Source organism: Amycolatopsis halotolerans, from assembly GCF_042647905.1.
GTDB classification, from domain to species: Bacteria; Actinomycetota; Actinomycetes; order Mycobacteriales; family Pseudonocardiaceae; genus Amycolatopsis; species Amycolatopsis halotolerans.
Map to the genome: position 1 here is coordinate 63,951 of NZ_JBHRWI010000013.1, position 18,942 is coordinate 82,892.

Annotated in this window: 13 protein-coding genes; 6 read left to right on the forward strand and 7 right to left on the reverse strand. The window is 69.1% G+C overall.

The features are described from left to right. Window positions 1–19 precede the first annotated feature (19 nt). The 3 genes from ACFORO_RS09040 to ACFORO_RS09050 form a co-directional block, all read right to left on the reverse strand. Window positions 20–1,315 carry an acyl-CoA dehydrogenase family protein gene (locus tag ACFORO_RS09040; RefSeq protein WP_377867877.1) on the reverse strand — a complete coding sequence of 432 codons (1,296 nt, stop codon included), beginning with the start codon at window positions 1,313–1,315 and terminating at the stop codon, window positions 20–22. A gap of 101 nt (window positions 1,316–1,416) precedes the next feature. After that, entirely contained in the window at window positions 1,417–2,607 is a 1,191-nt protein-coding gene (locus tag ACFORO_RS09045) for a low temperature requirement protein A (protein ID WP_377867833.1), read from the reverse strand. 169 nt (window positions 2,608–2,776) lie between these two features. Beyond that, window positions 2,777–3,958, reverse strand: a complete 1,182-nt coding sequence (locus ACFORO_RS09050) for a TetR/AcrR family transcriptional regulator (protein ID WP_377867832.1) — start codon at window positions 3,956–3,958, stop codon at window positions 2,777–2,779. 159 nt (window positions 3,959–4,117) lie between these two features. Here ACFORO_RS09050 and ACFORO_RS09055 point away from each other — a divergent pair, with 159 nt between their 5' ends. From ACFORO_RS09055 to ACFORO_RS09080, 6 genes are all read left to right on the forward strand, one after another. Beyond that, window positions 4,118–5,329: an acetyl-CoA C-acetyltransferase gene (locus ACFORO_RS09055; RefSeq protein WP_116203333.1), complete on the forward strand. Its 1,212-nt coding sequence runs from the start codon at window positions 4,118–4,120 to the stop codon at window positions 5,327–5,329. A gap of 7 nt (window positions 5,330–5,336) precedes the next feature. Continuing rightward, window positions 5,337–7,508, forward strand: coding sequence for a 3-hydroxyacyl-CoA dehydrogenase NAD-binding domain-containing protein (locus tag ACFORO_RS09060; protein WP_377867831.1), 2,172 nt, complete (start codon window positions 5,337–5,339; stop codon window positions 7,506–7,508). A 106-nt stretch (window positions 7,509–7,614) separates the two neighbouring features. Next, window positions 7,615–8,064, forward strand: a complete 450-nt coding sequence (locus ACFORO_RS09065; protein ID WP_377867830.1) for a hypothetical protein — start codon at window positions 7,615–7,617, stop codon at window positions 8,062–8,064. 218 nt (window positions 8,065–8,282) lie between these two features. Then, window positions 8,283–11,093: a hypothetical protein gene (locus tag ACFORO_RS09070; protein WP_377896519.1), complete on the forward strand. Its 2,811-nt coding sequence runs from the start codon at window positions 8,283–8,285 to the stop codon at window positions 11,091–11,093. 66 nt (window positions 11,094–11,159) lie between these two features. After that, window positions 11,160–11,627, forward strand: coding sequence for a DUF3761 domain-containing protein (locus ACFORO_RS09075; RefSeq protein WP_377867828.1), 468 nt, complete (start codon window positions 11,160–11,162; stop codon window positions 11,625–11,627). A gap of 47 nt (window positions 11,628–11,674) precedes the next feature. Continuing rightward, a complete protein-coding gene (locus tag ACFORO_RS09080) occupies window positions 11,675–13,153 on the forward strand; it encodes an MFS transporter (protein WP_377867876.1) in 1,479 nt (492 codons plus the stop codon). A 13-nt stretch (window positions 13,154–13,166) separates the two neighbouring features. Here ACFORO_RS09080 and ACFORO_RS09085 read toward each other — a convergent pair whose 3' ends face one another. The 4 genes from ACFORO_RS09085 to ACFORO_RS09100 form a co-directional block, all read right to left on the reverse strand. After that, complete coding sequence (locus ACFORO_RS09085) at window positions 13,167–14,729, reverse strand: acetolactate synthase large subunit (RefSeq protein ID WP_377867827.1); 1,563 nt, start codon at window positions 14,727–14,729, stop codon at window positions 13,167–13,169. A gap of 5 nt (window positions 14,730–14,734) precedes the next feature. Then, a complete protein-coding gene (locus ACFORO_RS09090; RefSeq protein ID WP_377867826.1) occupies window positions 14,735–16,120 on the reverse strand; it encodes an FAD-binding oxidoreductase in 1,386 nt (461 codons plus the stop codon). Window positions 16,121–17,133: 1,013 nt separating this feature from the next. Next, window positions 17,134–17,634, reverse strand: a complete 501-nt coding sequence (locus ACFORO_RS09095) for a DUF3830 family protein (protein WP_067576183.1) — start codon at window positions 17,632–17,634, stop codon at window positions 17,134–17,136. 3 nt (window positions 17,635–17,637) lie between these two features. Next, on the reverse strand, window positions 17,638–18,894 hold the full coding sequence (locus ACFORO_RS09100; protein ID WP_377867825.1) for an aspartate aminotransferase family protein: 1,257 nt from the start codon (window positions 18,892–18,894) through the stop codon (window positions 17,638–17,640). Between the last annotated feature and the right edge of the window lie 48 nt (window positions 18,895–18,942).

The following is an 18,942-nucleotide window of genomic DNA, read 5'->3' on the forward strand; positions in this document are numbered from 1 at the left end:
TTCGGAGCAAGAAAAAGGATCAGAGGAGGACGGCGCCTTCCATCACGCCGATCGCCCGCAGGTCGCGGTACCAGCGCTCCACCGGGTGCTCCTTCACGAACCCGTGCCCGCCCAGCAACTGCACGCCGGCGTTGCCGATCTGCATGCCCTTGTCCGTCGCGAGCTTCCGGGCGAGCGCCGCTTCCCGCGCGTATTCCTTGCCCTGCTCGGCCCGCGAAGCCGCGCGCAATGTGACCAGGCGCAGGCCTTCCAGTTCGATCGCGATGTCCGCCACCGAGAACGCGACCGCCTGCCGGTGGCTGATCGGCTCGCCGAACGCGGTGCGCTCGTTCACGTAAGGCACGACGTAGTCCAGCACGGCCTTGCCGACACCGGCGGCGAGCGCCGCCCAGCCGAGCCGGGAAAGCCTTACGACCTCAGTGAAAACGTCCGCCTTGCCGCCGCCGAGCAGCGCGCCCGCGGGCAGCGAAACCTTCTCCAGATGCAGCTTTCCGGTCGCCGCGCCGCGCAGGCCCATCGCGGGTTCGGACTCGATCGTCACGCCCGCGTTGGACGATTCGACCAGGAACAGCGCCGGTCCGCGGCCTTCCAGATCGGCCGAGACGAGGAACAGCTCGGCCTCCGCCGCGCGCGGGACGAGCGACTTCACGCCGTCGAGCTGGTAGCCCTTCGGGGTGCGCTTCGCCTTGGTGGCGGGCTTGAACGGGTCGAACAGCGGAGTCCGCTCCAGGAGCGCGAGCGCTGCGGCGGGCACCTGCTCGCCGGTGAACGCGGGCACGTAATCGGCTTGCTGCTGCTCGTCGCCCCACGCGACCAGCGCGGTGCTCACCGCCGACGGGGCCAGCACGGCTACCGCGAGCCCGAGGTCGCCGTGCGCGAGCGCCTCCGCGACCAGCGCGTTCGTGACGACCGAACGCTCCGTGCCCGCGCCGCCCAGCTCCTCCGGGATGCCGACGAGGCTGATCCCCAGCTCGGCCGCGCGGCTCAGCAGACCCTCCGGCGCGGCGAGCTTCTCGTCGGCGTCCGCGGCGGCCGGGCGCAGCTGCTCGGCGGCGAACTCGCCGACCGTCTCGACGATGAGCTTCTGGTCCTCGTCCGGCGTCAGATCGAACAGCCCGCGGTCGTCCGGCCTCGCCAGCCGCGCCGGCTTGCCCAGCCGCTGGACCGAGGTGAACGACCTGGTCGCCGCCCCCGCCGCGCGGAAACCGCTCCGGGTTCCCGTCTTGACCAGGTTCTGCACCGGTCCGCGCAGCCCGACCCGGTCGATCGCCTTGCTCCCGGCCAACCGGGTGAGCGCGGCCAGCCCGAGGCCCATCGCGTCTCGTTTCCTTGGCGCAGCCATGCAGCATCTCCCTCGCGTTACCTACTCACGAGTAGGTTAACGCGGCGACGCGGAATCCGCCAGTGCGGCCCGGCTCACTCGACCACCGGCCGCCTGGCCAGCGACGTGCGTTCGAACGCGATGAGCAGCAGGACCGAGGCCGTGACGATCAGCAGCAGCAAGGCCGCGGGCACGTGTCCGAGCAGCGGCGTGAGCGCGAGCAGCGCGGCGGCGAGCACGAGCCGCTGCCGGTTCCAGGTGCCGAGGTTGCGTCGCCGAAGCGAGCTGAGCGCGACTAGATAAAGCGCGAGCCCGCCGGTCAGCGACCACAGCGCGACGCCGTGCAGCGCGTCCGTCGGACTGTGGTGCACGCTGTCGGACAGCGTGAGGAACGTCTTCTTCAGTCCGAGCGAGATGAGCACGATGCCGGCGATGAGCGGCAGGTGCAGATAGGTGTAGGAGTCGGTCGCGATCTTGGCGCGCGCGATGCCCTCGGCGCGGGCGAGCCGTCGCTCGGCGACGTGCGCGACCAGGTCGAAGTACGTCCACCACATCCCGGCGGCGAGCGCGATCCCGCAGATCGACGACCCGGCGATGAGCCAGGTGATCGGCACGTGCCCGATCCCGATGCCGATCGCCACGACCGATTCGCCCAGCGCGATGATCACGATCAGCCCGAACCGCTCGGCGAAGTGCGCGGGCGAGTGCACCCGCCAGCCCGTCGGTCCGGAGAGATAGACGTTGACGTAGTCCACCAGCAGCGCGACCACCCACAGCACCGGCTGCCACGCCCCGCCCACGACGTCGGCGACGGCCAGCAAGGCCAGGCTCGGGATGAGCCCGCGCAACATCCGCAGCAGCACCTGGCGCAGTTCGGCGTCGTGCCGCGCGGCCCCGAGGTAGGCGACGATGTGCAGCAGCCGCACGACGCCGTAACAAGCGACGAACAGCAACGGCCCGTCGAGCCCGCCCGGTTCGTTGGTGAGTGCCTGCGGCACCGCGAGCGCGACGAGGAACATCACCGCCATCGCGCCGAACATCGCCAGCCGCGCGATGCCGTGGTCGACGTGGATCGTGGTGCCGAGCCACGCGTAACTGCACCAGCACCACCACAGCACCATCAGCACCAGCAGCCCCTCGCCGACGCCGAGCAGGCTCAGGTGCCCAGACATCAGCTCGGTCGTCTGCGTGATGGCGTAGACGAAGACCAGGTCGAAGAAAAGCTCGAGGGTCGTGACGCGGTGGCCTTCGTCCGCGCGAACCAGATGCAACCGTCTCGTGGGCACGGCAGATGCTTACACGTCCGGGGGAGCGGCAGGGACGGTTTCGCGCAGAGCGTGCGCGGGGTGCGGAGCGCCCCAATGCCACATTGGGTGCGTCAGATGCACCCAATGTGGCGTTCGGTGCGTCAGATGCACCCAATGCCACATTGGGGCGTTCGGCAGCGCGCAAACCTCAGCTGAGTCCGAGGACCGCGTGCAGCACTGCCGTCAGCTCAGCTTGCAGATGCGGCCTGCTTTTGATCCGCCCGGTGCGGCTCAGGTCGTTCGCGATAGTCAGCGCCGCGTGCACCCGGATCTTCGCCTCGCGCGCCGGAAGCTCCGGAAACACCGCGCACAGCAGCGAAACCCACTGATCGACATAGTCACGCTGGACCCGCCGCAGATCAGCTTTGTCCCGCTCCGGCATGGTCACCCGGTCCGCAGTGAACGACACCAGCAGTTCCGGGGTGCGCAGCAGAATGTGCACATACGACGCGGCAAGCCGTCCCAGTGCGGACCGCTCGTCGGGTGCCTGCAGCGCTTGCTCGGCGGCCAGCGCGAGGCGGTCCGCCGCGCGGTGTCCGATCGCGACCATCAGCGCGCCCTTGCTGGGGAAGTGCCGGTACACGCTGGGCCCGGCGATGCCCGCCGCCGCGCCGATGTCTTCCATGCTCACCGTGTGGAAGCCGCGTTCGGCGAAAAGCCCGGTCGCGGCGCTCAGCACCTGCTCGCGGCGGGACGGCGTGCCGAGGCTGCTCGCGACCGGTGCCGCAGGCTCGGCGGGGACTGGCAGCGAGACGTTGAGCACCTTCAACGCCAGCTCGACCAGCAGCGGAACGAAGCGTTTGCGCGCCACCGACGTGTGGTGCACCGCGACGCTCCCGAACACCGACAGCGCGGCCCAGCACAGCAGCTCAGCCTCGTCCACCGACAGCTCCGGACGCAGCGTGAGCAGGGCTTTCGTCCACGCGTCGAGCACCGCGCCGGACCGGCGGCGGATCTCACGGCGCTGCTCGCGCGGCAGATGCGGACCTTCCCAGCGCCACAGCGCGGCGATCTCCCGGCGCTCGACCGCCTGCGTCGCGAGGCCGGTGAGCAGGGCGTCCAACTGCTCCAGCGGCGGCGCGGAATCGGCGAGCGCGGCCGCGGTGGCCGATTCCATGTCGTCGATCCCGGCGAGCACGACGTAGGCGAGGATCGCCTGCTTGTCGGCGAAATGCCGGTACAGCGCGGGCCCGGTCACGCCCGCCGCAGCGGCGATGTCGATGACCGCGACGCCGTGGAACCCCCGCGCGCGAAACAGCTCGGCCGCGACGGCGGCCAGCTGGGCCTTGCGGTCGCGAGGCCGCGCGCTGCGGGAGGGAGACGTACTCATGGTGAACTGACCATAGCGTGAATCGAAACTACGGCAACCCATTGACACCATGGGGTTCATCGGGCTTATGTTAATGGCCATTAGCACCTACTGGCCGGTATAGTCGGCGGCGAGATACACCGCAGTGTCCAACCACGCCGCTTCGCGGAGGAGTGTTCAGTGAGTAGCGAGGCCTACATCTACGAGGCGTTGCGCACGCCCCGGGGCAAGAACAAGGGCGGTGCCCTGCACGGCACCAAGCCGGTCGACCTGGTGGTCGGCCTCATCCAGGAGCTGAAGGTCCGCCACCCGAACCTCGATCCGCAGGCGATCGACGACATCGTGCTCGGCGTCGTGTCCCCGGTGGGCGAGCAGGGCGCGGACATCGCGCGCACCGCCGCGCTCGTCGCGGGCCTGCCGCAGACGGTCGCGGGCGTGCAGCTCAACCGGTTCTGCGCGTCCGGGCTCGAGGCCACGAACGTCGCGGCGCAGAAGGTCCGCTCCGGCTGGGACCAGTTGATCATCGCGGGCGGCGTCGAGTCGATGTCGCGGGTGCCGATGGGTTCGGACGGCGGCGCGCTGTTCATGGACCCGGCCACCGCGTACGACCAGTACATCGCCCCGCAGGGCATCGGCGCGGACCTCATCGCGACGATGGAGGGCTTCTCCCGCGAGGACGTGGACGCGTTCGCGGTCCGCTCGCAGGAGAAGGCCGAGGCGGCCTGGTCCGGCGGCTACTTCGCGAAGTCCGTGGTGCCGGTGAAGGACATGAACGGCGTCACGATCCTCGACCACGACGAGCACCGCCGTCCGGGGTCCACTGTGGAGGGTCTGGCGAAGCTCAAGCCGGCCTTCACCACGATCGGCGAGATGGGCGGCTTCGACGCCGTCGCGCTCCAGAAGTACCACCAGGTCGAGAAGATCGACCACGTGCACACCGGCGGCAACTCGTCGGGCATCGTCGACGGTTCGGCGATCGTCCTGGTCGGTTCCGAGCAGGCGGGCAAGACCTTCGGCCTCACGCCGCGGGCGCGCATCGTCGCCACCGCCTCGATCGGCTCCGAGCCCACCATCATGCTGACCGGTCCGACGCCGGCCACCGAAAAGGTCCTGAAGACCGCGGGCCTGACCCCGGACGACATCGACCTGTGGGAGCTCAACGAGGCGTTCGCGTCCGTCGTGCTCAAGTGGCAGAAGGACTTCGACCTGCCGGACGAGAAGATCAACGTCAACGGCGGCGCGATCGCCATGGGCCACCCGCTCGGCGCCACCGGCGCGATGCTGGTCGGCACCGTCGTGGACGAGCTGGAACGCCGCGAGGCGCGCCGGGCCCTGGTGACCCTGTGCATCGGCGGCGGCATGGGCGTCGCGACCATCATCGAGCGGGTGTGAGGACCTGATGACCGAGAGCAAGACCATCCGCTGGGACAAGGATTCCGACGGCATCGTCACGCTGACCCTGGACGACCCGGACCAGTCGGCCAACACGATGAACCAGGCCTTCCGCGAATCGCTCGCCGCGACCGTGGACCGGCTCGAGGCGGAGAAGGACGACATCGCCGGCGTCGTGCTCACCTCGGCGAAGAAGACCTTCTTCGCCGGCGGCGACCTGCGCGACCTGATCCAGGCGCAGCCGGAGCACGCGGCCGAGATCACCGCGTCCAGCACCGCGATGAAGGGCCAGATGCGCCGGCTCGAGCAGCTGGGCAAGCCGGTCGTCGCGGCCATCAACGGCGCGGCGCTCGGCGGCGGTCTCGAGATCGCGCTGGCGACGCACCACCGCATCGCGGCCGACGCCAAGGGCAGCCAGATCGGCCTGCCCGAGGTCACCCTGGGCCTGCTGCCCGGCGGCGGCGGCGTGGTCCGCACCGTGCGGCTGCTCGGCATCCAGAGCGCGCTGCTGAACGTGCTGCTGCAGGGCCAGCGGCTCAAGCCGCGCAAGGCGCTGGAGCTGGGCCTGGTGCACGAGGTCGTGGACACCGTCGACGAGCTGGTGCCCGCCGCGAAGGCGTGGATCAAGGCCAACCCCGAGGGCGGCGTGCAGCCGTGGGACGTCAAGGGATACAAGATCCCGGGCGGCACCCCGTCGAACCCGAGCTTCGCGGCGAACCTGCCCGCGTTCCCGGCGAACCTGCGCAAGCAGCTCAAGGGCGCGCCGATGCCCGCGCCGCGCGCGATCCTCGCCGCCGCGATCGAGGGTTCGCAGGTCGACTTCGACACCGCGATCCAGGTCGAGACGCGCTACTTCGTCAGCCTCGCCATCGGGCAGGTTTCGAAGAACATGACCAAGGCGTTCTTCTTCGACCTGCAGTCGATCAACTCCGGCGGTTCGCGTCCGGACGGGTTCGAGAAGTACACCGCCAAGAAGGTCGGCGTGCTCGGCGCCGGGATGATGGGCGCCGCGATCGCGTACGTGTCCGCGAAGGCGGGCATCGACGTCGTGCTCAAGGACGTCTCACAGGAGGCGGCCGACAAGGGCAAGGGCTACGCGGTCAAGCTCGAGGAGAAGGCGCTCTCGCGCGGCAAGACCACGCAGGAGAAGTCGGACGCGCTGCTGGCGCGGATCAAGCCGACCGCCGACCCGGCCGACTTCGCGGGCGTCGACTTCGTGATCGAGGCCGTGTTCGAGAGCGTCGAGCTGAAGCACAAGGTGTTCGGCGAGATCGAGAGCATCGTCAACGCCGACGCGGTGCTGGGCTCCAACACCTCGACCCTGCCGATCACCGCGCTGGCCGAGGGCGTGCAGCGGACCGAGGACTTCATCGGGATCCACTTCTTCTCGCCGGTGGACAAGATGCCGCTGGTCGAGATCATCTGCGGGGAGAAGACGTCGCCGGCCACGCTGGCGAAGGTCTTCGACTACACCCTGCAGATCCGCAAGACCCCGATCGTCGTCAACGACAGCCGCGGCTTCTTCACCTCGCGGGTCATCGGCACCTTCATCAACGAGGCCGTGGCCGCGCTGGGCGAGGGCGTCGAGCCGGCGTCGATCGAGCAGGCGGGTTCGCAGGCCGGGTACCCGGCGCCGCCGCTGCAGCTGATGGACGAGCTGACCCTGACGCTGCCGCGCAAGATCCGCGCGGAAACCCGCGCCGCGATCGAGGCCGAGGGCGGCACCTGGACGCCGCACGCGTCCGAGGCCGTCATCGACACGATGCTCGACAAGTACGACCGCAAGGGCCGCTCCACCGGAGCGGGCTTCTACGAGTACGACGAGAACGGCAAGCGCACCGGGCTGTGGCCGGGCCTGCGCGAGGCGTTCGGCTCGGGTTCGGCGGACGTGCCGTTCGAGGACCTCAAGGAGCGCATGCTCTTCGCCGAGGCGCTGGAAACGGTGAAGTGCTTCGACGAGGGCGTCCTGACCACGGTCGCGGACGCCAACATCGGGTCCATCTTCGGCATCGGCTTCCCGGCCTGGACCGGCGGCGTGATCCAGTACATCAACCAGTACGAGGGCGGCCTGCAGGGCTTTGCGGACCGGGCCCGCGAACTGGCGGCGCGGTACGGCAGCCACTTCGAGCCGCCGCAGTCGCTGGTGGAGAAGGCCGCCAAGGGCGAGATTTACGAATAAGGCCTGATCTTGTGGCAGCGGGGCCGTTCCGGGGATTTTCCCGGAGCGGCCCCGTTTTTCGTGCGTGCCGGGCGTGGGACGATCCCCCTGGGCTCCGGAGGTGATGATGACAGCGGAACAGCTGCCGGTCTTGGACGAACACCGGGTCGTCGTGCGGGCGGACGCCGAGGCGACCTGGCGGGCGATCAACCAGGTCGTCGAGCGCGTCTCCGGCCGATTGGCGACTGGCTACGCCTGGGCGGTCGGCGCCGCCGACTGGAAAGCGACCGGCCCTCGTCCGCTCGCTGAAGGCTCGACCGTCCCTGGCTTCCGGGTCGTCGAGGCCGAACCGCACGAGCTGCTCGCCCTCGCCGGACGGCATCGGTTTTCCGAGTACCGCCTTACTTTCCGGCTCGAAGCTGTCTCGGATGGACAGACCCTCGTCCGTGCCGAGAGCCGAGCCCGGTTTCCTGGAATATTCGGGTCCGGCTACCGCTTGCTAGTCATCGGAAGCGGTGGGCACGCGGTCGGCATGCGGAGGTTGCTGGGAACGATCGCGCGCCTCGCGAACAATTAATTCCCGGTTCCGGAATCGATCTACGATTTTCGTAGCAAGACGGGAAATTGATCTACGCCCGCCCGGGAATCCGTCGCTCAGCGCAACCGCGCGTCCAGCGAACGGCTGAACCGGCCGCCACCCGAACGGCCGCAAGCCGACCGCGTCAAACCGGGAAACCGTTGCCATGACGGGACAATTCCGGGACCCCTCCCGCGCGGCGCGTGGGATACTTCGGCATGGACCAGACGGTGGCCGTCGCTGGGGAACAACTCGCGTTCGCTGGGGCAGATCGGCTTGTCAAACTCATCGGGGCGCTTTATCAGCGGCCCCGCATCGGCGACCGGCCGCGGGAATTGCGGGGCGACGGGGAATGGCGGCCCGGTTATCACCGGGAACGCGCGGGGCGGCGCGGGCTGCCCATGGTGTGCCTCGTCGGCGACGCGCGCGAGGGGGCGCTCGAGGAGCTGGGCTCGCGGTTGCAGAACGCGAAACCGGCGGGCACGGTGCGGTCCGTCTATCTCTCGCTCGCTGATCGGCCGGACGTCGACCCGCCGGGCAAGGCGACCGAGGCGACCGTCGAGGTGGTGCGCGACATTCTGTGGCGCGTTCGCAACACCCTCGTCCGCAGCTCTCGCACGCGGGAAAGCCGGTTGCGGTTCCGGCTGTTCACGCTGGTCGACCAGCTCATGGCGAAGCGGTTCCCGGACGGCGAAACCGATACCGAGGCCATCCTGCTGCGCGAACTGCAGGAGAACGGCCTGCTGGTGCGCTTCCGCTCGGCCATCGACAACGTCAGCCGCGAGCTGGTGCCGCAGCATCCGGCGTGGCGGTTTCCGTTGCTGCTGCTGCGCTGGCTGACGATCGGCTTCTTCCGGATCGCCGTCACCGGGCGCGTGCCGGGGCTGTCCGGACGGTACCGCTGGTTCCTGCGCCAGCCGCATCTCGCGCCGGAGATGTCCGGCAGCTTCGTCCGCTTCGCGATGCGGCTCACCGACGGCGAATGGCAGCACGAATCGCCCCAGTACGTCGCGCGGCTGCTGGTCAACGCGTTCCTGGAGGACCTGCGCCGCGAGTACCGGCTGCGGCCGTGGCAGTTCTGGCGGCGGCGCCGGATGACGTATCCGGTGCTGCTGCTCGACGAGGTCGGCCCGGCCAACGGCGGCTACCGGCTGCTTGAGCTGATCAACGAGGTCCGCAACCAGGTCGGCCTCTTCGACCCGTTGCTCGTGGTGAGCGCGAGCCAGGCGCCGCCGCCGGACGCCGCGCCGAGCGAGGACCGGCCGAAGTACCACGCCGCCGATGCCGCCGACGCGTACCGGGTGTGGCAGAACCGGCTCAGCGCCGACCGGCGTGCCCGCCGCCCGACCGCGTGGTACCTGCCGATCGGCCTCGACGCGCCGCACAGCGAAACCGAAAAAACCGAGGTGCGCAAGCGAATGCTGGCGCTGGGCGAACACTACGACCTGTCCGGCGGACGCGCCCGGGCGGCGTGGTGGACGACGCGCTGGGTCCGGGCCGGGGTGCCCGCGGTGGTGCTCGTGCTGGTCGCCGGATTCGCCGTCGTGCGCTATCAGTCCGTTTTGGACAGTCACTGCGGTACTTCGAGCGAATGGCTGACCCGGGTGGACGACCAGTGCGTCGGCGTGTCCGACGGCACTTTCACGCTGTTCTCCCCGGTCGACAAGGAGGGGACGATCCAGCAGGTCGAAGCGGTGGTCGCGGACCAGAACCGGCGGGCCGAGGAACTGCACCAGCAGCATCCGGAACGGCCGTACATCACGCTGGTCGACCTGGAGGCGCTGACGTCGTCGAACGGCACTGCCGAAGGGCTCACCGCGGAACGGGAATCGCTGGAGGGCTTCGCCGTCGCACAGTCGCGGCAACTCGACGCGACCGCCGCGGCCGAGCCGATCGTGCGCATGCTGATCGCCAACGGCGGCAAGGGAATGCTGCAGGGAGCCGCGGTCGCGAAGACGCTGCTGGAAATGGCGAAACAGGATCCCAGCATCGTCGGAGTAGTCGGGCTCGACATGAGCAGCGCGCCGACGTCCGAAACGATCCGCGCGCTGGGCGACGCGGGCATTCCCGTGGTCGCCGCGACGCTCACCGCCGACCAGCTCGCGGACCAGAACCCGATCTACTTCCAGGTCGCGCCGCAGAACCGCCGGGAAGCCGCGGTGGCCGCGGCGTTCGCCGCCCAGCGTCCCGGCCCTCGGTCGCTGCGCGTGTACTACCCCGACGACGACACTGATTTCTACAGCGCGAACCTCCGCGACGATGTGCTGGCAGCCTTCAAGCAAAAGGGTTTCACCGTCGAAGCACGCGCGTTCGACGGTGACGGCGTGCCACCCGGGACCGCGCACGTGCGGTACGGCTACCGGAATGTCGGCAACGCAGGGGCTGCCGGGCGGGACAGCTGTTCCTACGACGGCTTCGCGTTCTTCGCCGGCCGAGGCGTGCCCGACTTCGGAGCGTTCATGGCCGGAGCCGCGCAATGCGGCAGCACGGCGACGATCATCGGCGACGACGACGTCTCCCGCTATGTCGCGGATACTGTTGCGAGGGAACGCAATCGCGCGCTGCCGTACTACTACCTCGCGCTCGCGAGCGCACCGGCCACGCCCGCGAAAGGCCTCGCGCGGGACTTCTACGCCACGCTCAACGCCAAGTTCGCCTTCGAGCACACCGAAAAAGGCCGATCGTTCGACGGCCACGCCGCGCTGTCCTACGACGCCGCCCTGGTGATGATCACCGCGACCGCGTACCTGCGGGAGACGTCGTCGAACATCCCGGTGACGCCCGGCGCGGTGTGGCGCGAGATCGCCGCGATCCACACCTCGCGGCCGGACGCGAACCAGACCAACAAATACATCGAGGGCGTCAGCGGAACCATCGACTACGGCGGCGACATCGGCAGGCACGTCCCGCAGGACAAGCCGCTCGCGGTGCTGCAGGTCCAGGGCGGCGAGGTCGATCCGGCGCTGCAGGGCTTCTGCGGGAAGGCAGTGGTCCGTCCGCCGGACTCGTGGTGTCCGGCGGACGGCTGAGTCGCTGTAACAGTTTCCCTCGGAATCTCGACCTCCTCATTTGTCTGGATTGCGAGGAGGTGCCGCATGCTGCGGAAACTGGGGATGGCTTTGGCCGCGGGCGTTCTGGTCGCCGGATGCGGAGCGGCACCGACCGGCGACGCACCGTCGGCCGTCACGAGCGAGTATTCGCCGCCGACTACGACCTATAGCGCGCCGGAAACCTCGGCAACGCTGACGGCACCGTCGACGTCGATCGCGCCCCCGGTGACCACGCCGCCGGTAGCTCCGCCGACCACGGTGGCCAAGCCGAAAACGGCACCGAAGACCCAGGCCGCGCCGCTGGTCACCGCGCCCAAGGAACAGCCAGCACCGGACCCCGCGCCCGCCGAGTGCGGTGCCGACTACTACCGCAACTCCTCCGGAAACTGCGTCCACCGCCCGGACTCGAACCCCTCCGGCGCGACCGCGCAGTGCAAGGACGGTAGTTACAGCTACAGCCAGCACCGTTCCGGTACCTGCTCCGGCCACGGCGGCGTCAAACAGTGGCTGTGACCCAAGCAAGCGCTGGGCCGAACGGACCAGTCCGCTAAGTCGGATCGATCACGAATCGACCGTTCCTTCCGCCCCGACCGGTAGCGTGCGAATCCGGTACGGCATACGGAACGGGGGACGTGGTGGCACGGGCAGGCGCGCGGCCGATCATCGTGGTGCTCGCCTCGTGCGGGTTGGTCGCTTCGTTCATGCAGACGCTGGTCATCCCGTTGATCCCGGCGTTCCCGAGACTGCTGAACACGACGCCGACGGACGCGTCCTGGGTCGTCACCGTCACGCTGCTGGCCGCGGCGGTGTGCACGCCGGTCGCTGGGCGGCTCGGCGATCTTTACGGCAAGCGCCGCGTGCTGCTCGTGAGTCTCGCCGTGCTGATCGCCGGGTCCGTGGTTTCGGCGCTGACCAGTTCGCTCGCGCTGATGATCGTCGGCCGCGGGCTGCAGGGCTGCGCGATGGGCGTCATTCCGCTCGGCATCAGCATCATGCGCGACGAACTTCCGCCGGAACGCGTCAGCGGCGCGATTTCGCTGATGAGCGCGACGCTCGGGGTCGGCGGCGCGATCGGGTTGCCGGTCGCGGCGATCGTGGCCGAGCACGCGGACTGGCACGTGCTTTTCTGGGGCGCGGCCGGGCTCGGGCTCGGTTGTGCGCTGCTGATCCTGCGATTTGTTCCGGAATCGCCGGTCCGCACTCCCGCGCCGTTCGATTTCCTTGGCACGCTCGGGTTGATCGTCGGGCTCACGAGCCTGTTGCTGCCGATCGTGAAGGGCGGCCAATGGGGTTGGGGCAGCCCGGCGACGCTCGGGTTCGCCGCGACCGCCGTCGTTGTTCTCGCGGCTTGGGGCTGGTATCAGCTGCGCCGTCGTGACCCGCTGGTCGATCTGCGCGTTTCGGCGCGACGGCCGGTGCTGTTCACGAACCTCGCGTCGGTGCTCGTCGGCTTCGCGATGTACGCGATGTCGTTGTCGTTCCCGCAGTTGCTGCAGGCACCTTCGGCGACCGGCTACGGCCTCGGCCTCAGCATGGTGGAAGCCGGGCTATGCCTCGCGCCGAACGGCCTGGTGATGATGGCGCTGTCCCCGGTTTCCGCGCGGCTTACCAACCGCTACGGCGCCCGCGTCACGCTCATGACCGGCGCGACCGTGATTGCGGTCGGCTATGTCTTCGCGATTTTCCTGATGGCCAACGCGGTCGAGCTGATGATCGCGTCGGTGATCATCGGCGCGGGCGTCGGAATCGCTTACGCCGCGATGCCCGCGCTGATCATGAGCGCGGTGCCGGTCACCGAAACGGCGTCGGCGAACGGGCTCAACTCGCTCATGCGTTCCGTCGGCACCTCGACCTCCAGCGCCGTGATGGCCACGATGCTGGCCCACCTGACGATCACCGTCGGCTCGTTCACCGTGCCGTCGCTCGCCGGTTTCCGCGCCACGTTCGCGGTCGCCGCCGTCGCGGCGGTGGCCGGGCTGGCGTTGACCGCGGTGGTGCCGCGGTTCCGTGCCGCCAGCCCGGAACTCGCCCGGGTCTAGAGCCTCACGAGTATCAGAGCAGCGGCGGAACAGTCACGTCGATCAGGTGCGGCCCCGGCTCGCCCACCGCGCGCCGGAACTGCTCAGCCAGCTCCTCCGCCGTCGTGGCCCGGGTCGCCGGAACGCCCATGCCCTCGGCGATCTTCGCGAAATCCAGGTCCGGACGGCCGATGTCCAGCAGGTCCTTCGCACGCGGGCCGTCGCCGGACGCACCGACGCGCTGCAGTTCCATCCGCAGGATCGCGTACGCGTTGTTGTTGAGCACCACCGTGGTCACGTCGAGGTTCTCGCGCGCTTGCGTCCACAGCGCGGAGATCGTGTACATCGCGCTGCCGTCGGATTCGAGGTTGATCACCGGTCGCTTCGGAGCCGCGATCGCCGCGCCGACGGCCACCGGCATGCCGTAGCCGATCGCGCCGCCGGTCAGGGTCAGCACGTCGTGCCGCGGCGCGCCCGCCGTCGCGGCGGGGAGCATGAGGCCGGACGTGTTCGCCTCGTCCACGATGATCGCGTTCTCCGGCAGCAGCGCGCCGATCACGTCGACCCAGTTCTGCACGGTGATCGGACCGCTCGGCAGCTCCGGCCGTCCGGCGGCCTGCAGGACCGGCTCGGTGTCCGCGGCGACCAACGCGGCGACCGCTTCCAGCGCGGCGGCGACGTCCTGGCCGACCGTCGAAAGGACGTGGACTTCCGCGCCTTCCGGGGTCAGCTCGCTCGGCATGCCGGGGTAGGCGAAGAACGACACCGGCGCCCGCGTGCCCGCGACGATCAGGTGCTTGATCCCGTCCAGCTGGTACTTGGCCTGTTCGGCGAGATAGCCCAGCCGTTCGATGTTCGGCAGACCGGCGCCGCGCTCCAGCCGCGCCGGGAAGGTTTCGGCGAGCGCCTTCGCTCCGGTCGCGGCGGCGATCCGGCTGGTCGCGCGCAAACCGGCTTCGTGACAAGCGGATCCGCCGATCAGCAACGCCACCGACTCGCCGCTGCGCAGCACGTCCGCGATCTTCTGGACGGTCGTCGCGTCGACCGTCTGCGGCACGCGCGGCGGGATCGGCTCGCACGTTTCGCCGCCCTCGCCCCACGACGCGTCGGCGGGAAGGATCAGCGTCGCGACCCGGCCCGGTGCGTCCTGCGCCGCCGCGACCGCCGCCGCGGCGTCCGCACCGACGTCCTTCGTGTGCCCGGACCGGCGCACCCAGCCCTCGAGCGAGCCCGCGATGGCGTCGATGTCCGACTCCAGCGGGGCGTCGTACTGCTTGTGATAGGTAGCGTGGTCGCCGATCACGTTGACCACCGGCGTGTGCGCGCGGCGCGCGTTGTGCAGGTTCGCCAGGCCGTTCCCCAGACCCGGGCCGAGGTGCAGCAGCGTCGCGGCGGGCTTGCCGGCGACCCGCGCGTACCCGTCCGCGGCACCGGTCACGACGCCCTCGAACAGCGCGAGCACGCCGCGCATTTCCGGCACCGAATCGAGCGCGGCGACGAAATGCATCTCCGAGGTGCCGGGGTTGGAGAAGCACACGTCGACCCCGCTGTCGACGAGCGTGCGGATGAGGGACTGGGCGCCGTTGAGCGTGCTCACTGTGCTCACTTTCCGGTTTGCGCGAACAGGACGCCGGGGTTCAGGATCCCGGCCGGGTCGAAGCTGTCCTTGACGCGGTGCAGCAGATCGAGCTTCACCGGGTCTTCCAGCTTGGCGTAGTACTTCGTCTTGGTGCGGCCGAGTCCGTGCTCGCCGGAGATCGCGCCGCCGAGTTCGTAGGCGTAGCCGAAAATGTCGGTCAGCAGCTGCGAGCGGGTGTCCGGGTCCTTGCAGAAGATCGCCAGGTGGACGTTGCCGTCACCGGCGTGCCCGCAGCCGATCGCGCCGCCGCCGGTCGCCATCGCCAGCTCGCGGGCTTTGGCCAGGAACTGCGGCATCGCGGTGCGCGGCACCACCACGTCGATCACGTCGTCCGCGCCCGCGGCTTTGGCGTTCCAGAAGGCTTTTTCGCGAGCCTCGATGAGCTTGCGCGCGGCTCCGCCTTCGAGCACGTACGCGTCGGTCGCGCCGAGTTCGACCAGCAGTTCGCCGAGTGCCTCGACGTCCTCGCCGAGTCGGTCGGCCACCCGGTTTTCCAGCGCCACGGCCAGATACGCCTGGGTCCGGTCGCGGATTTCGGCCGGTACACCCAGTTCGAGCTTGTCGTTGTAGACCATCGCGGCCATCGTCATGTTGTCGATGTACTCGAGGATCTGCGGCGCGAGACCGCTCGCGGCGATCTTCGGCACCGCCGCCATCACCTGTTCGAAATCGTCGAACGGGGCGAGCACGGTCGCGCCGTGCGGCAGCCGCGGCTGCAGTTTCACGATCACCTCGGTCACCAGCGCGAGGGTGCCTTCCGAGCCGATGATCAGCTGGGTGAGGTCGTAACCGCTGGAAATTTTCGACATCCGGCCGCCGACGCGGGTGATCTCGCCGGTCGCGAGCACCGCCTGCAGCCCCGAGACGTTGCCGCGCGTGATGCCGTAGCGGATCGCGCGCATGCCGCCGGCGTTGGTGCCGACGGTGCCGCCGACGCTCGCGCTCAGTTCGCCGGGATAAACGGGGTAGGTGAGGCCGTGCTCGGCGGTCTTCGCGTCGAGTTCGGCCAGCGTGACGCCCGGCTGGACCACGGCGACGTGGTTGCCGGTGTCGATCTCGAGCACCGAGTTCATCCGCTCGAACGAGACGACCAACCCGCCCTCGACCGGCCGCGCCCCGGCGGACAGCCCGCTGCCGGACCCGCGTGCGGTCACCGGGATGCCCTCGGCGGAGGCGATCTTCAGCAGCGCGGAGACCTCTTCGGTGGTCGCCGGCTTCGCGACGTACGCCGGTTTCTGGCCGGGCGTGCTGAGTGCCTCGTCGTGCGCGTAATCGTCGGAAATCGCGTCACCGGTCAGCAGGTTCCCAGCTCCGACGGCACCTGCCAGCTGTGTTGCGATCTCGCTCATGCCACTCCCTCGTGCGCGCGTACGTCAAGGCCGAAGCCTAGCCGTTCTGTCACCGGGCTGGCCATGAATAGTTTTCACGTTAGCCGACGGAGGGCGGGCACGAAAAAGGCCACGCCGCGGCGTGGCCAGGGGGAGAACCCAAGCAGGGACCGGCCCGCGCCAACAGGCCGGCCCCTGGGTTAATCCTCGGTGCCGGTCAGACGAGCCAGCCGAGCACGTGCGCCAGGTGCGCGAGCAGACCCGAGATCAGGTCGTGGCCGTGGTGCACGTGCTGGGTGAACATCTGCATTGAGGGGCTCCTTGTTCGGATTGTTCTTCCTTGGTGCTCTCGCGAGGAGCCAACGCAGATTTCCACCGGCGCGCTCGCGGTGTCAAAACGCGGTTTTCCCTGTGCTGGCAAGGAATCGGCGGCCGAAGAATCTTCCCATGTTAAACATGTAAGGCTTTCGGGTTTGTCGCCGGGGGTGCACTGTGGACTCTTCGCCACGGTTCGTAGCGAACGCCGGGTCCGATCACCCTGGGTAGCAGACGCGCACTGCGGCAACCGGGCGGCGTCGCCCCTCGAACCGGTGAATGCGAAGCCACGATTGGTGAGTTGCCGAGGTTCACACCGCCGGGTGATCATCGGGCCTGGATCCCTTGTCCGGCAGGGGATTCCAGGCCGCTTTCATGATCGCGGAGGGTTAACCCGGCTTCACTCTGGCGGAACAATCTGGCCCGATGGGGTTTCTCGGCAGCGGGTGCGGGTGCGGAGTCGGCGGTGCGCGAGGGTGCTGCCCTGCCGGTGGATCCGGTGTGCGGCGGAAGTACGTGAGGGGAACCCTCACGGAATCAGATTCCGTGAGGGTTCCCCTCACGTACTTCCTCGGGGCCCGGTGGCCCGCCTCGCCAACCGGTGCTGGGCACTGCCCTGGCGAGCCATGCGCCACCGAAGGTTGCGTGCCAATCCGGGGGCTCGTGAGTGTTCATCCCGATTGGAACCGGGATGAACACGCACGAGCCCACCGGACCCGTCAGTCCGCCCGGGCGAACGACAGCGTCTCGCCCTCCACGCCGCGCAGCCACAGATCCTGCGCGGCCGCGGCCATCTCGGACAGGCCTTCCTCGATCGTCGCGAACACGTTGCCGGGCACCCAGCCCGCGTCGCCGTTGATCAGGAGGTTGTTGCGGCCGTAGAAAATCGCGAGATCCGTGGCACCCTGGTCGCTGTGGGCCTCGCTGCCGTCGTCGTAGCCGTACGCCGGATTGCCGATTTCCCATGCCTCGAATCCGAAGTAGACCACGTCGCCGGGAATCGGCGTGATGGTCGGATTCTCGCGGCCTGGCTTCGGCTCGGCGAAGGGCGGTACGAGCGTGTAGACCTCGTTGCGCGCGTACTTCGCGTGATAGGCCGAACCGCTCTGCGGCAGTGCGTCCCACACCGCCTTACAGGTGCGCGGTGCTTCGTCGTCGAGCAGCCGTGCGCGGCAGGTGACGCCGCGCTTGTCGAGGCTGATGGTGATGTAGCGCGCCATGCCTCAGCTCCCCGTGACCGACGAGACGACCTCGCCCCAGATACGCAGGGCGTCGTCGACCTGCTCCGCGTTGACGACCAACGGTGGCACCATGCGCACGACGTTCGAGTACGCACCACAGGTAAGCAACAGCAGCCCGCTCTTGGCAGCCGCCTGCTGCGCGGCCTGCGCAGTAGCCGTGTCCGGTTCGCCGTCCGCAGTGGTGAACTCGGTGCCCACGAGGAGCCCGAGACCGCGTACGTCGCCGATAGCCGGCGTCTTGTCCGCAACGACGCGCGCGCCTTCGAGAAGCTGACGCCCGCGCTCCGCGGCGTTCTCGACCAAGCCTTCGTCCTGAATGACATCGAGCGTCGCGATAGCCGCCGCACACGACACCGCGTTGCCGCCGTACGTGCCGCCTTGCGAACCCGGATACGCCTTCGCCATCAGCTCTTCCGAAGCGGCGATGCCCGACAGCGGGAAGCCGCTGGCGAGACCCTTCGCGATCAGCACGACGTCCGGGTGGACGTCGAAGTGGTCGTGGCCCCAGAACTTGCCGGTGCGGCCGAAGCCCGCCTGCACCTCGTCGAGCACCAGCAGGATGCCGTGCCGGTCGGCGCGTTCGCGCAGCCCGGCCATGAACGCGGTGTTCGCGGGAACGTAGCCGCCTTCGCCGAGCATCGGCTCGATGAAGAACGCGGCCGTCTCGTTCGGCGCGGAGACGGTCTGGAAGAGGTAGTCGAGCTCGCGCAGGGCGAACTTCGTGGCCGTTTCCTCGTCCCAGCCGTAGTGGTAGGCGTACGGGAACGGCGCGACGTGCACGCCGGACATCAGCGGCGAGATGCCCGCGCTGAACCGCGTGCCGGAGGTGGTCATGGTCGCCGCGGCGACCGTGCGGCCGTGGAAACCGCCCTGGAACACGATGACGTTCGGCCGCTTCGTCGCTTGCCGCGCCAGCCGCAGCGCGGCCTCCACGGCCTCGCTGCCGGAGTTCGCGTAGAAGAGCGAATCGAGCCCGGACGGCAGCACTTCGCCGAGCTTGCGGGTCAGTTCGAGCAGCGGCTTGTGCATGACGGTCGTGTACTGGCCGTGCACGAGCTTGCCGATCTGTTCGCGCGCGGCTTCGACCACGCGCGGGTGACAGTGCCCGGTGCTGGTCACCCCGATGCCCGCGGTGAAGTCGAGATGACGTTTCCCGTCCACGTCGTAGAGGTAAACCCCTTCACCGTGGTCGACGACGACGGGCGTTGCCTGCTTGAGCAGCGGGGACAGCTGGGCCATGCGGCGCCCTCCTGGGATGCGGGTGGAGACGGTTGTCGATTGTTGACA